The sequence below is a fragment of the Streptococcus sp. 68 genome, from assembly GCF_013277415.1.
GTDB lineage: Bacteria > Bacillota > Bacilli > Lactobacillales > Streptococcaceae > Streptococcus.
The window spans coordinates 290,625-304,932 of the sequence record NZ_VMMX01000005.1 but is presented as its reverse complement, the minus strand read 5'-3'; the positions used below and the strand labels follow the sequence as shown (position 1 = coordinate 304,932).

Annotated in this window: 13 protein-coding genes and 1 pseudogene; 9 read left to right on the top strand and 5 right to left on the bottom strand. The window is 40.4% G+C overall.

Going from position 1 to position 14,308, the window contains the following annotated elements:
• Positions 1 to 385: 385 nt before the first annotated feature.
• From HT720_RS03825 to HT720_RS03810, 4 genes and pseudogenes are all read left to right on the top strand, one after another.
• Entirely contained in the window at positions 386 to 829 is a 444-nt protein-coding gene (locus HT720_RS03825) for a MarR family transcriptional regulator (protein ID WP_173233251.1), read from the top strand.
• A 34-nt stretch (positions 830 to 863) separates the two neighbouring features.
• Positions 864 to 1,055, top strand: a pseudogene (locus HT720_RS03820) (polyketide cyclase); the annotation flags it as partial.
• A 13-nt stretch (positions 1,056 to 1,068) separates the two neighbouring features.
• Positions 1,069 to 1,797 carry an ABC transporter ATP-binding protein gene (locus tag HT720_RS03815; RefSeq protein ID WP_173274764.1) on the top strand — a complete coding sequence of 243 codons (729 nt, stop codon included), beginning with the start codon at positions 1,069 to 1,071 and terminating at the stop codon, positions 1,795 to 1,797.
• Positions 1,790 to 3,310, top strand: a complete 1,521-nt coding sequence (locus HT720_RS03810; protein ID WP_173274763.1) for an ABC transporter permease/substrate-binding protein — start codon at positions 1,790 to 1,792, stop codon at positions 3,308 to 3,310. The genes HT720_RS03815 and HT720_RS03810 overlap by 8 nt, the downstream gene beginning before the upstream one ends.
• A 149-nt stretch (positions 3,311 to 3,459) precedes the next feature.
• On the opposite strand, the gene HT720_RS03805 is transcribed toward HT720_RS03810, so the two are convergent.
• Positions 3,460 to 3,996 carry a TetR/AcrR family transcriptional regulator gene (locus HT720_RS03805; RefSeq protein ID WP_173274762.1) on the bottom strand — a complete coding sequence of 179 codons (537 nt, stop codon included), beginning with the start codon at positions 3,994 to 3,996 and terminating at the stop codon, positions 3,460 to 3,462.
• A gap of 132 nt (positions 3,997 to 4,128) precedes the next feature.
• Between HT720_RS03805 and HT720_RS03800 the strand changes: the two genes are divergently transcribed.
• Positions 4,129 to 4,986 carry a cation diffusion facilitator family transporter gene (locus HT720_RS03800; RefSeq protein ID WP_173274761.1) on the top strand — a complete coding sequence of 286 codons (858 nt, stop codon included), beginning with the start codon at positions 4,129 to 4,131 and terminating at the stop codon, positions 4,984 to 4,986.
• 61 nt (positions 4,987 to 5,047) lie between these two features.
• Here HT720_RS03800 and galR read toward each other — a convergent pair whose 3' ends face one another.
• Positions 5,048 to 6,052: a DNA-binding transcriptional regulator GalR gene (gene galR / locus HT720_RS03795; RefSeq protein ID WP_049511520.1), complete on the bottom strand. Its 1,005-nt coding sequence runs from the start codon at positions 6,050 to 6,052 to the stop codon at positions 5,048 to 5,050.
• 164 nt (positions 6,053 to 6,216) lie between these two features.
• On the opposite strand from galR, the gene HT720_RS03790 reads away from it, so the two are divergent.
• The 3 genes from HT720_RS03790 to HT720_RS03780 all read left to right on the top strand — a co-directional run bounded on the left by HT720_RS03790 (position 6,217) and on the right by HT720_RS03780 (position 9,369).
• Entirely contained in the window at positions 6,217 to 7,395 is a 1,179-nt protein-coding gene (locus HT720_RS03790; RefSeq protein WP_173274760.1) for a galactokinase, read from the top strand.
• Positions 7,396 to 7,413: 18 nt separating this feature from the next.
• Entirely contained in the window at positions 7,414 to 8,895 is a 1,482-nt protein-coding gene (locus HT720_RS03785) for a UDP-glucose--hexose-1-phosphate uridylyltransferase (RefSeq protein ID WP_173274759.1), read from the top strand.
• A 69-nt stretch (positions 8,896 to 8,964) separates the two neighbouring features.
• Complete coding sequence (locus HT720_RS03780) at positions 8,965 to 9,369, top strand: PaaI family thioesterase (protein WP_125453198.1); 405 nt, start codon at positions 8,965 to 8,967, stop codon at positions 9,367 to 9,369.
• Positions 9,370 to 9,414: 45 nt separating this feature from the next.
• On the opposite strand, the gene dcm is transcribed toward HT720_RS03780, so the two are convergent.
• Complete coding sequence (dcm, locus tag HT720_RS03775) at positions 9,415 to 10,680, bottom strand: DNA (cytosine-5-)-methyltransferase (protein ID WP_173274758.1); 1,266 nt, start codon at positions 10,678 to 10,680, stop codon at positions 9,415 to 9,417.
• 116 nt (positions 10,681 to 10,796) lie between these two features.
• Here dcm and HT720_RS03770 point away from each other — a divergent pair, with 116 nt between their 5' ends.
• Entirely contained in the window at positions 10,797 to 12,287 is a 1,491-nt protein-coding gene (locus tag HT720_RS03770) for a Sau3AI family type II restriction endonuclease (RefSeq protein ID WP_173274757.1), read from the top strand.
• Positions 12,288 to 12,341: 54 nt separating this feature from the next.
• Here HT720_RS03770 and HT720_RS03765 read toward each other — a convergent pair whose 3' ends face one another.
• Positions 12,342 to 13,604, bottom strand: coding sequence for a nucleobase:cation symporter-2 family protein (locus HT720_RS03765; protein WP_050252708.1), 1,263 nt, complete (start codon positions 13,602 to 13,604; stop codon positions 12,342 to 12,344).
• Positions 13,604 to 14,185, bottom strand: a complete 582-nt coding sequence (locus tag HT720_RS03760; protein ID WP_000770411.1) for a xanthine phosphoribosyltransferase — start codon at positions 14,183 to 14,185, stop codon at positions 13,604 to 13,606. The genes HT720_RS03765 and HT720_RS03760 overlap by 1 nt, the downstream gene beginning before the upstream one ends.
• Between the last annotated feature and the right edge of the window lie 123 nt (positions 14,186 to 14,308).

Here is a 14,308-nt window from a genome sequence, read left to right as displayed (position 1 = left end):
TTCATTGAGTATAAATACGAACAAATTGATTGGGAAATTCAAATCGCTTTCTATCAATGTTTTAGAAGATACAGTGCCCTAGTCCAACTTCAATATACTATAAAAGAACAGATGGAAGCAATTATGATTTACTTCTATCTTTAAAATAAATTGTCTGATAGGAAAAACGTGTCCCCTCATAAAATATAGGATAGTACGGATGAAAGGCTTTTGTAGACTGGAGGACGAGGGAGTTTAGAAACTCTCGTTAAAAGTTAGTTGAGCCGGAGTATGGTGGTGTGAATCATTAACAAAAATTATTTCTATATCGAAATAGTTGACAGTTGAAAGAACAAGTGTTACAATTATTCTATTCATTTCGATATGGAAATAAATTGGAGGTGTTATGAAAGATAGTCATTTGCTAGCCCATCATATTCGTTTGTTGAATGGGCGGATTTTTCAAAAGTTACTGAGTCAAGACCCTGAAGCTCTTTATAGGGGTGAACAGGGCAAGATTTTAGCGGTTTTATGGAATAGTGAAACTGGCTGTGCAACTGCGACAGATATTGCGCTTGCGACTGGGCTTGCGAATAATACGCTGACGACTATGATAAAAAAGCTAGAGGAACAAAAACTTGTAATTGTTAGTCCGTGTGGAAAAGACAAGCGTAAGAAGTATTTAGTTTTAACGGAGTTGGGCAAGTCCCAGAAAGAAGTGGGACATCGTGTCAGTCAGAAATTGGATACGGTTTTTTACAAAGGTTTTTCAGAGGAAGAAATTCGGCAATTTGAATCCTTTCAAGAAAGAATTTTGGCTAATCTGAAAGAGAAGGCAAATGAGGATTAAAATAGATCAAATTAGCTGTTTATAAGTAAATGCCACTTTTGACTTTGTTTTCCAACTCTTAGGACAAGGAAACTATGTGGTTAGCTATGGTCAGACTCAGATTGATTGCCTTGCCTATGCCCAGTACGATATCTTCCGTCTAGAAAACGGGAAAATTGTGGAGCATTGGGACAATAAGGAAGTCATGCCTAAGGTAGAAGACTTGACCAATCGAGGGAAGTTTTAAATGAGGATACAGAATGATTGAATACAAAAATGTAGCTTTACGTTACACAGAAAAAGATGTTTTGAGAGATGTCAATTTACGGATTGAGAATGGGGAATTTATGGTTTTAGTTGGACCTTCTGGATCCGGTAAGACGACCATGATTAAGATGATTAACCGTCTCTTGGAACCGACTGATGGAAATATTTATATGGATGGCAAGCGCATCAAAGACTATGACGAGCGGGAGCTTCGTCTGTCTACTGGTTATGTTTTACAGGCCATTGCTCTCTTTCCCAATCTAACGGTTGCGGAAAATATTGCCTTGATTCCTGAGATGAAGGGCTGGACTAAGGAAGAAATTGCTCAGAAAACTGAAGAGCTTTTGGCTAAGGTTGGTTTACCAGTAGCCGAGTATGGGCATCGACTTCCGAGTGAATTATCTGGTGGAGAACAGCAACGGGTCGGTATTGTCCGAGCCATGATTGGTCAGCCTAAGATTCTCCTCATGGATGAACCTTTTTCAGCCTTGGATGCTATTTCGAGAAAACAGTTGCAGGTTCTGACAAAAGAATTGCATAAAGAATTTGGGATGACAACGATTTTTGTGACCCATGATACGGATGAAGCTTTGAAATTGGCGGACCGTATTGCTGTCTTGCAGGATGGAGAAATTCGCCAGGTAGCGAATCCCGAGACCATTTTAAAAGCGCCTGCCACAGACTTTGTAGCAGACTTGTTTGGAGGTGGTGTTCATGACTAATTTAATTGCAACTTTTGAGGATCGTTTTAGTGATTGGTTGACAGCTCTATCTCAACATTTGCAGTTGTCACTTTTGACCCTGTTACTAGCTATTTTTATCTCAATTCCCTTGGCTGTTTCTCTTCGCTATCATGAGAAGTTGGCCGACTGGGTCTTGCAGATTGCAGGGATTTTCCAGACCATCCCGTCTCTGGCCTTGTTGGGACTCTTCATTCCCTTGATGGGAATTGGAACTTTGCCTGCATTGACAGCTCTAGTGATTTATGCGATTTTTCCGATTTTGCAAAATACAATCACTGGGCTAAAGGGAATTGATCCGAGTCTGCAAGAGGCTGGGATTGCCTTTGGGATGACTAGGTGGGAGCGACTCAAGAAGTTTGAAATTCCGCTTGCTATGCCCGTTATCATGTCTGGGATTCGGACGGCAGCGGTCTTGATTATTGGTACGGCAACCTTGGCGGCCTTGATTGGTGCAGGGGGACTGGGTTCCTTTATCCTTTTGGGAATTGACCGTAATAATGCCAGTCTAATTTTGATTGGGGCACTTTCTTCTGCAGTGCTGGCCATTGCCTTTAACTTCCTACTAAAAGTGATGGAAAAAGCAAAATTGCGGATGATTTTTTCTGGTTTTGCCTTGGTGGCAATATTGCTCGGTCTATCTTATAGTCCAGCCCTCTTAGTTCAAAAAGAGAAAGAGAACTTGATCATTGCTGGGAAATTGGGACCGGAACCAGAAATTTTGGCCAATATGTATAAGTTGCTGATTGAAGAAAATACCAGTATGACCGCGACTGTTAAACCGAATTTTGGGAAGACAAGTTTCCTTTATGAAGCTCTGAAAAAAGGTGATATTGACATCTATCCTGAATTTACTGGTACGGTGACTGAAAGTTTACTTCAACCATCACCGAAAGTAAGTCATGAGCCAGAGCAGGTTTATAATGTGGCGCGTGATGGCATTGCCAAACAGGATCATCTAGCCTATCTCAAACCCATGTCTTATCAAAATACCTATGCTGTAGCTGTTCCGAAAAAGATTGCTCAAGAATATGGCTTGAAGACCATTTCGAACTTGAAAAAAGTGGAAGGGCAGTTGAAGGCAGGCTTTACACTTGAGTTTAATGACCGTGAAGATGGAAATAAGGGCTTGCAATCAATGTATGGTCTCAAGCTTAATGTAGCGACCATGGAGCCAGCCCTTCGCTATCAGGCAATTCAGTCAGGTGATATTCAAATCACGGATGCCTATTCGACTGATGCGGAATTGGCACGTTATGATTTACAGGTATTGGAAGATGACAAACAACTCTTCCCACCTTATCAAGGGGCTCCACTAATGAAAGAAGCTCTTCTCAAGAAACATCCAGAGTTGGAAACGGTTCTCAATAAATTGGCTGGTAAAATTACTGAAAGCCAGATGAGCCAGCTCAACTACCAAGTCGGTGTTGAAGGCAAGTCAGCAGAACAAGTAGCCAAGGAATTTCTACAAGAACAAGGTTTGTTGAAGAAATGATGGGGCAGAGACTTTAAGCATACTGAACTAAACTTCCTTAAACGACTAGATAAAAGAATGCTCAGACAATTTCGTCTGGGCTTTTTGATTATTGAAAAGATAAGAAACTCAGTAGCCTAGAAATAAGGCAACCGAGCTTTAATCTGTATTCAATTTTTAGGAATGAGAAGGTCTAGATAAAATTGGACAACTTCCTGTTCTGTGAAATCTTGCCCTTTTTTGAGCCACCAGGTCAATGTCTCGATAAAGTTGGATACGATTAAGTGTTGGAGGTAAGAAGTAGGCAGACTTGGGTGAGATTCTTTCAACTCATCAGCCAACATGGGATAGACATGGTGCTCCAGTTCTTTATGAAGTTGGCGAAGGAAGTAGTCATTTTTGGAGAATAGCAGACTGGTGATATGGTCTTGGTTTTTCTGAAAATGAAGAAAGAGATGGGCGAGATAAACCTTAGTTGAAATGGATTTTTCTCTTTCAAAGAGGTGATGGAAGAGGTAGCGGCAGAGCTCGTCCAGAAGCAGCTCCTTACTCTCATAGTGACAGTAAAAGGTGGAGCGTCCCACATCTGCAAGATCAATGATATCCTGAACAGTAGTGGTCTCGTAGCCCTTAGCATTCAAAAGTTGTAGAAAAGCTTGATAGATGGCTTTTTTTGTTTTACTGATACGGCGGTCAATGTTAGTCATATGGACACTTGGGGCAAATTGTTCAGAACTGAATAAAGCTGACCTTTTGCTTCTATCCTTTCTTTGAGTTTTAGTGGATAATGATAATGAACAAGATGTTCATAAATCTATTATAACAAAGGAATGAGAAATATGAAGGCAAAATATACTGTTTGGCTAGCTTTTTTCTTAAATTTGACTTATGCCATTGTCGAGTTTATCGCTGGTGGAGTGTTTGGGTCCAGTGCAGTTCTTGCTGATTCTGTCCATGACTTGGGAGATGCTATAGCCATTGGCATATCGGCCTTTTTAGAAACAATCTCTAATCGTGAAGAAGACAGCCACTATACCTTGGGCTACAAGCGTTTTAGCCTTTTAGGGGCTATGGTAACGGCTGTGATTCTTATGACAGGGTCCGTTTTGGTCATTTTGGAAAATATAGCGAAAATCTTTCATCCACAACCGGTCAATGATGAGGGGATTCTCTGGTTAGGAATTATTGCGATTACTATCAATGTGCTAGCGAGTCTCGTCATTCGCAAAGGACAAACCAAGAACGAATCCATTCTCAGCCTGCACTTTCTGGAAGATACCTTGGGTTGGGTGACTGTCATCCTGATGGCCATTGTTCTTCGATTTACCGATTGGTATATCTTGGATCCGCTCTTGTCTCTTGTTATTTCCTTCTTTATTCTGTCAAAAGCCCTTCCACGTTTTTGGAGCACGCTCAAGATATTCCTCGATGCAGTGCCAGAAGGAGTAGATATCCAGAAGATCAAGACGGATTTAGCAGAATTGGACCATGTCGCTAGTATCAATCAGCTTAATCTCTGGACTATGGATGGTTTGGAAAAAAATGCCATTGTCCATGTTTGTTTAAAAGAGATGGAGCATATGGAAACTTGTAAAGAATCTATTCGAATTTTCCTCAAAAATTGTGGCTTTCAAAATATTACCATTGAAGTTGATGCAGACCTAGAAAGTCACCAAGCACATAAGCGAAAGGTGTGAGTTGGAGCAGAATCATAGAGATTATTAGAGAAACAGCCTTGCTAGAGGTCGTTTTGTAATCCTAATCATTCCTTGTACTCTCTCTCAATGTCAGTCTGGTTCCCAGCATAGTCAGGCTAGGGATTTTGCGACCGTGGAGTACTTCCTTATTAAGAATATCCATGCCTGCTCTGCCCATTTCTTCGGTATAGACGGTGATGCTGGAGAGGGGAGGATAGACTTGCTTGGTCAGGCTAGTATCGTTAAAGGAAATGAGGCTGACGCGGTCTGGCAGGCTGATTCCAGCTTCTTGGAGGGCACGGAGAGCACCGATAGCTAAACTATCGCTGGCTGCAAAAAATGCTGGCGGGAGTTGGTCTCCCAAGAACTGAATGGCCTCCTTCATCAAGTCATAGCCAGACTGGGCAGTAAAGCTTCCTTGAAAGACCAGTTCATCATGATAGATTTCCTTCGCTTGACTGTAGTTTCTGAAATTTTCCAGCCGCTTATCCTGAATGATTTCTTCTTGGTCAGTTGTTTCTTCAAGGCCTGTTAGAATCCCGATACGGTCCATTCCTTGGCTGAGGAAATAATCGACAACCTGTTTCATGGCAGTATAAAAGTCCGTGATAATACAGGTGTGTCCTAGTGAAAGAGTATCACTGTCTAGAAAGACAAGGGGCTTTTGGTATTCTTCAAAGGCAGAAATCTGAGCTCGACTAAACTTTCCGATGCAGAGAATTCCAATCACTTCCTCGCTCAGGGTAAAAGGATGGTCATTAAAATAGCGCAAGATATCATAGTCCAACTCTTGGGCTCTTTTTTCGATGCCTAGGCGAATCTGGTAGTAGTAGAGGTCGTCTAGCTCCCCTTGTTCGCTGACCCATTGAATAATGGCAATCTTTTGCTTGGGCTTATGGGACTCGCCTGTTTTGAGGTGCTTGGTGTAGCCTAGCTCTTCAGCAACAGTTAAAATACGGTGTCTGGTTTCTTCTGTAACAGATAGGCTCTGGTCGCGATTGAGGACGCGGGATACGGTCGCGATAGAGACAGAGGCTAGCTGTGCAATGTCTTTTAAGGTAGCCATAAATCCTCCTTCTTTAAGGTTAGTATATCATATTTTTCTGCTTTTTACTGATAGTTTAGTAAAATTTTAGTAAAAAGGATTGACCTTAGGAAATCCCTTGGATACAATAGAAGAAAACGATTACACGTTAAGGTGACTTAACGGACAGTCAAAGGAGAAATCATATGACACAACATCTTACTGCAGAAGCTCTTCGTAAAGACTTTCTTGCTGTTTTTGGTCAAGAAGCAGACCAAACATTCTTTTCACCAGGTCGTATCAACTTGATTGGTGAGCACACAGACTATAATGGTGGACATGTATTTCCAGCAGCTATTTCCTTAGGAACTTATGGGGCTGCTCGTAAGCGTGACGACCAAGTTTTACGTTTCTACTCAGCTAACTTTGAGGACAAGGGCATTATCGAAGTGCCTCTCGCTGACCTCAAATTTGAAAAAGAGCACAACTGGACCAACTATCCAAAAGGGGTTCTTCATTTCTTGCAAGAAGCTGGGCACGTGATTGATAAAGGTTTTGATTTTTATGTTTATGGGAATATCCCAAATGGTGCTGGCCTGTCTTCTTCAGCATCCTTGGAACTTTTGACAGGGGTCGTGGCAGAGCATCTCTTTGATTTAAAACTAGAGCGTCTCGATTTGGTTAAAATCGGAAAACAAACAGAAAATAACTTTATCGGAGTAAATTCTGGCATTATGGACCAGTTTGCTATCGGTATGGGGGCTGACCAACGTGCTATTTACTTAGATACCAATACTTTAGAATACGACTTGGTGCCACTTGATTTGAAGGACAATGTCGTTGTTATCATGAACACCAATAAACGTCGTGAATTGGCGGACTCTAAATACAATGAACGTCGTGCTGAGTGTGAAAAAGCAGTGGAAGAATTGCAAGCAGCTTTGGATATTCAGACCTTGGGTGAATTGGATGAGTGGGCCTTTGACCAATACAGCTATCTGATTAAAGATGAAAATCGTTTGAAACGTGCTCGCCATGCTGTGCTTGAAAACCAACGTACCCTCAAAGCTCAAGCAACCCTTCGAGCAGGTGATTTGGAAACATTCGGTCGTTTGATGAATGCGTCACACGTTTCTCTAGAGCATGACTATGAAGTAACTGGTTTGGAATTGGATACTCTTGTTCACACAGCTTGGGCACAAGAAGGTGTTCTCGGTGCTCGCATGACAGGGGCAGGTTTTGGCGGCTGTGCCATTGCCTTGGTGCAAAAAGATACTGTTGAGGCCTTTAAGGAAGCTGTTGGCAAACACTACGAGAAAGTAGTTGGCTACGCTCCAAGCTTCTATATCGCTGAAGTTGCAGGTGGCACTCGCGTCCTTGATTAGTCAGAAGGAGGCTCTATAGTGACCTTAGTAGATAAATTTGTAACACACGTTATTGCTGAAAGTTCATTTGAGGAAATGGATCGAATCTACCTGACCAATCGTGTCTTGTCACGAGTGGGAGACGGTGTTTTGGAAGTTGAGACCAATCTGGATAAATTGATTGACCTCAAGGATCAGTTAGTTGAGGAAGCCGTTCGATTAGAGATGATTGAGGATAGTCAGACTGCGCGTGAAATCCTCGGTGCTGAACTGATGGATTTGGTGCTCCCTTGTCCAAGTCAGGTCAATCGTGACTTCTGGGAAACCTATGCCTACTCTCCTGAGCAAGCGGTAGAGGATTTTTACCAACTCAGTCAGAAGAATGACTACATCAAACTCAAGGCCATTGCTAAAAATATTGCTTATCGTGTTCCATCTGATTACGGAGAGCTTGAGATTACCATCAATCTCTCTAAGCCTGAAAAGGATCCTAAGGAGATTGCGGCAGCTAAGTTGGTGCAAGCTAGTAATTATCCTCAGTGTCAACTTTGTCTAGAGAATGAAGGCTACCATGGTCGAGTTAACCACCCAGCCCGTAGCAATCACCGGATTATCCGTTTTGAAATGGCTGGTCAGGAGTGGGGCTTCCAGTATTCGCCCTATGCTTATTTTAATGAGCATTGTATCTTTTTAGATGGCCAGCATCGTCCCATGGCCATTAGTCGTCAGAGTTTTGAACGTCTGCTGGCTATCGTAGAGCGGTTTCCAGGATATTTTGCTGGCTCTAATGCCGACCTGCCGATTGTTGGGGGCTCTATTCTAACTCATGACCACTATCAGGGAGGCCGTCACGTATTTCCTATGGAATTGGCTCCCTTGCAAAAGACCTTCCGATTTGCTGGTTTTGAGCAAGTCAAGGCTGGAATTGTCAAGTGGCCTATGTCAGTGTTGCGTCTGACTTCGGATTCCACAGAGGATTTGATCAACTTGGCTGACAAGATTTTGCAGGAATGGCGCCAGTATTCAGACCCTACAGTGCAGATTTTAGCAGAGACTGATGGAACACCGCATCACACCATCACACCTATTGCCCGTAAACGCGATGGACAGTTTGAGTTGGACTTGGTCTTGCGAGACAATCAGACTTCTGCAGAACATCCTGATGGCATCTATCATCCTCACAAGGATGTCCAACATATCAAGAAGGAAAATATCGGCTTGATTGAGGTCATGGGCTTGGCAATCTTGCCACCACGTCTGAAAGAAGAAGTGGAGCAAGTTGCTAGCTATCTTGTAGGAGAAGCTGTTACAGTTGCCGATTATCATCAGGAATGGGCAGACCAACTTAGAGCCCAATATCTAGACCTAACAGATAAAGAAAAAGCCCTTGAAATCGTCAAGGACTCTGTTGGTGCTATCTTTGCGCGTGTACTTGAGGATGCAGGAGTCTACAAGCAGACGGAACAAGGACAGGCGGCCTTTATGCGCTTTGTGGAGCAGGTCGGAATTTTGCCAGACTAAGAGCTTTCTCCTTGCACAGTCCTATAAAAAGTAGTATCATAGTGTCGTTTGAAATATCAGGAGGAAACGATGAAAGATTTTCATTTTGACGCTATATCTGCCTTTGAAAATTACGAAATTGAAAAAATGAGAGATGGTCACGTTGTGGTGACGACAAAAGTAGTGAACTCGTCGCTCAACTACTATGGCAATGCCCATGGTGGCTATCTATTCACACTATGTGACCAAATCAGTGGTTTGGTGGTTATCTCGCTAGGACTTGATGGAGTGACTCTCCAATCTTCTATCAACTACCTCAAAGCAGGAAAACTCGACGATGTGCTGACCATCAAAGGAGAATGTGTCCATCAAGGTCGCACAACCTGCGTAGTGGATGTCGATATTACCAATCAAGAAGGCAGAAATGTCTGCAAAGCAACCTTTACCATGTTTGTCACAGGCCAACGGTCAGAAGACAGACAGGTAAGGATATAGAAAAACAAAAAAGAGGCTCGCACCTCTTTTTTAGTTTCAGATAAATCAATCAATTTCTTTAATAAACTCAGCAATTTCTTTTACAATTTCAGTAACTAAAGCATTTCCCATAAAAAACATTCTCATTTTATCAGATACCTCTACAATAGAATCGTCAGATAGTTTCTTTTTAGCTGTCCAATCATCTGGGAAATCCTGAAGGCGTTCAGCTTCAATGGGTGTAATTAATCTATATTTATTGTTTACAAATAATAAATGTGTAGAACGATTAACAGTCCCTTCGGATGTAAGCATTGTTCTTCCAGGAAGGTTTAAATCATCATAAGGTGACATTCCTCCTTCTGAATAGATGTATTGATGCCCGTCAGAGGATGTTCGTTCAATTTTTTTAGGTCCTCTTAGATATTGAAATTTTTCCAATTTTGACTGATCAGTTAAAAAATATTTTTCAGGTACTTCAGACTCATCTTGAAGAATTTCTCCTAGAGTGATAGGATTACCATTGTAGTTGGGTTCTGTATCAATAGAATAGTATTTTCCATGTCTCATAATTCCTGTATTCCAAACAGTACCAGTAAAAGTATCTGAAACTTCAACTATATCATTTGGTAACTTATAAAAAACATGACGATTTTTAACTGCTATAGGTTTAATAGGAAATTGTTTTGCAAATAGACCTTGATTGAAAATATAGTCATCATACCTATTATCTTCAAAGATTTCTTCATTTTTTTCGTAAAGATTGTCAATTTTTTGGGCAAAGACTGTATCATTTCGATATACGAAAAAGAATACACGACGTCTTCGTTGGCTTCTTCCATACTCAGCAGCATTAATAACTCTCCACTCTACAGAATATCCAAGATTATTAAAAGCTGTGAGCATGATTGCAAAATCGCGTCCTCGTTGTTTTGAAGGTGCTTTTAAAAGTCTATCTACATTTTCTAGAATTAAGTATTTGGGTTTAATGATTTCTGTTGCTCTAATGATTTCCCAAAATAAAACTCCTTTTTTTCCTTCAATGCCTTTTTCATTTTTCTTGCTACGCGCAACAGAGTAATCTTGGCAAGGAAAACCACCGACAATCATATCGGCATCCATTTTGGAAAATTGTTCGTCTGTTATATCAGAGATACTAATATTGATGTTTTCGCTATTGGGGAAGTGATAATCATAGACCTCAAATGCGTCTTGAGATTTACGAGATGGTTCCCATTGGTTTGCCCATTTTGTTTTAAAGAGTTGCTTATCGGCATTTTCTAATCCTATCCGAAAACCGCCAACTCCAGCAAATAGTTCGAGAACTTTCATCTTTTCTCCTTCATTTTTTTACAGTTTAATCCATTATATACTATTTTCAATGATTGATCAAGTATTAATGTTTGCTTTAGTTTAATTTGATATAATATAAAAGATAGGAGAAGAAAATGGATCAAAACTTATTTAACTATAACGATGAAGATATCGATAGTGTTATTGAATATTCTCACAAACTATTAAATAGAAAATTTTCCGATGTTATGGAAGAGTATAATCGTTCGCTTTATAAATCATATGACGATTATAATGATAGAGTAGTCTCTGAGGTACAAGATAAAACAATTAGTATGAAGTCAAAAGGGCAGTATGGAAATTATATTGAAAAATATTTCTATGGTTACCAGCCAAATAGTGACTCGGAAGCTGACTTTGAAAAAATAGGTGTAGAATTAAAAGTTACTCCTTTTAAGATAAACAAAAATGGGACACTTAGTGCAAAAGAACGACTTGTATTAACAATACTAAACTATATGGAGGAAAATTTAGAGGATTTTTACTCCACTCATTTATGGAAAAAATGTGCAAAGATTTTGTTGTTGTTTTACAATGGCTTAATTCCTAATCAAACAATGAAGGACTATGTCATTGAAAAAATATTTTTATATGAATGGTTTGAGGAGGATATGGCAGTCATCCTTGAAGACTATCAGAAGATTACAGATAAAATCAAAAATGGAAGGGCACATGAATTATCAGAATCAGATGGAAACTATTTATCAACTTGTACAAAAGGTGCAGGTAAAGGAAAGGATTTAAGACAGCAACCATTTAGTCATGAATTAGCAAAACAAAGAGCTTGGGAATTAAAATCAAGTTATATGACCTATCTGATTAATCATAAAATCTTTAATCAATCAGATCAAGAGAGTGTTCTGGCTAATTTCAGGGGTGAGAAAAAATCATTTACTGAGGTTATTGCAGAGAAGATTCTCTCCTATAAAGGTTTCTCTGAACAAGAGTTATATGATAGATTTGAAGTGAATCCAAAAGCCAAAGGTAAGAATAGTACTCTGATTAGAAAAATTTTAGGATTAACAGGGGATTTAGATAAGACAAAAGAATTTCAAAAAGCAAACATGAATTTGAGAGTTATTCGAGTAGATAAGAATAATTTACCTAAGGAAGACTCTCCATTTAAAACTTATTGTTTTAAAGAATTAGCAGAAACAGATAGTTGGGAATCGTCACATGTTTATAATGAAATTTATAATAAACGATTCCTCTTCGTTATTTTTAAGGAAATTGAACCTAAGCTATTTGTATTAGATTCTATCAAATTTTGGGGATTTCAGGATAGACAATTAGAAGAAATCCAAAGAGTGTGGCAGGAAACTAGACAAATTATTTCTGACGGAGTTAAATTAACTCAAAATGGTAATAAAGTTTCAACTAATTTCCCTCAAAGTAAGATAAATAGAATCCTATTTACGAAATTACATGCTACCAATGCTTATTATGAAATTGAAAAAGGAAAATTTGTTGGGAAAGGCTCATTATCTGATACGGATGAGCTTCCAGATGGGCGTAGGATTACAAAACACTCCTTTTGGATGCCTAAGAAGTTTATAAAAGAAATATTAGATGGGAATTGGGATTGATTATATTTATAATCAACTTGTGATAAACAAAAAAGAGGCTCGCACCTCTTTTTCTTATTTCTTTTTATGATTCAGTACCGCATTGAGGACAATGGCGAGTAGGCTGGCTACGACGATTCCGTTTGAGAAGAACATTTGGAAGGCTGTCGGCATGCTGACAAAGAGATTACTATTGTTGAGTCCGACACCTGCAGCGATGGAGACTGCTGCGATAAGGAAGTTGTGTTCATTGTTAGCAAAGTCAACACGAGCGAGGATTTGCATCCCTTGAATGGATACAAAACCAAACATCACCAGCATAGCACCACCGAGGACAGGGCTCGGAATGATTTGGGCAAGGGCACCAAACTTAGGAAGGAGTCCAAGGAGAACCAGGAAACCAGCTGCGTAGTAGATTGGTAGGCGAGTCTTGATACCTGACAATTTAACCAAACCAACGTTTTGTGAAAATCCGGTGTAAGGGAAGGTGTTAAAGATTCCTCCGAGAAGTACGGCCAAGCCTTCTGCGCGATAACCGTTGCGCAGGCGCGTGCTGTCGATTGGGTCTTTCGTGATATCAGACAAGGCTAGGTAAACACCAGTAGACTCAACCATAGACACTGTTGCGATGATACACATCATGACAATAGATGAGATTTCAAAGGTTGGCATCCCAAAGTAGAGTGGAGTTGGGACATGGACAAGTGGTGCTGCCGCAACAGGAGAGAAATCAACCAAGCCCATAGTAGCAGCAATGGCAGTTCCAACAACTAGACCAATTAAAATGGAGATAGACTTGATAAATCCTTTGGTAAAGATGTTGATCAAGAGGATAATCAGAACAGTGATAGCAGCAAGTAGGAGACTTTGACCAGTTGGTTCTGGAACGTTATTTCCCATATTTCCAATAGCGACAGGAATCAAGGTTAAACCAATCGTGGTAATAACAGAGCCTGTTACGATAGAAGGGAAGAGATTGGCTACTTTTGAGAAAATGCCTGAAACAAGAACCACGTAAATCCCTGATGCGATAAGGGCACCAAACATAGCACCACTGCCATGACTTTGTCCAATCATAATCAAGGGAGCGACCGACTGGAAGGCAACTCCGAGAACGACTGGTAGTCCAATTCCAAAGTATTTGTTGAGTTGGAGTTGGAGGAAGGTTGCCACCCCACACATGAAGATATCTGTGGAAATCAGGTAGGTCAACTGCTCAGCTGAATAGCCAAGGGCTGTCGCAATCATGATGGGAACTAGGATAGATCCTGAGTACATGGCTAGTAAGTGCTGCAAGCCAAGAACGGCTGCTTGCGAGTGTTTTTCTTGAGTTTGCATTAGAGATCTGCCTCCTTAAATACGACCTGGCCATTTTCAAAACGATCCAAACGAGCAAGTGATAGGACAGGATAACCTGCTTTTTCAAGCAAATCACGGCCATCTTGGAAGGATTTTTCAATCACAATACCGATAGCTTCGACTGTTGCTCCAGCTTGTTCAATGATTTGAATCAAGCCTTTGGCAGCTTGGCCATTAGCAAGGAAATCGTCGATAATCAAGACCTTGTCCTCTGGTGAGAGGAATTTTCCAGCGATAGAAACGGTACTGGTCACTTGCTTGGTAAAGGAGTAAACTTCGGCAGTTAAGATTCCTTCGTTCATAGTGATGTTTTTAGCTTTTTTAGCGAAAATCATGGGAACGTTTAAGGCTTCAGCTGTAAAAATGGCTGGGGCAATACCTGACGCTTCAATGGTCACGACTTTGGTAATACCAGCAGAAGCAAATTTTTCCGCAAAAACCTTACCAATCTCTCGCATCAAGCTAAAGTCAACTTGGTGGGTTAAAAAAGAATCCACCTTGAGGATGTTATCACCCAAGATATGCCCATCCTTGAGGATGCGCTCTTCTAATAATTTCATAAGACCTCCTAAAGTCTAAAAGCCAGTTTACTTGTTGGTTAAATGTTTCTATAGTGATCCGGTTTGCTAGTACTATGTATTTGATAAAACTAGTACGAGCGAAGCGAGTTTTATCAAATATTT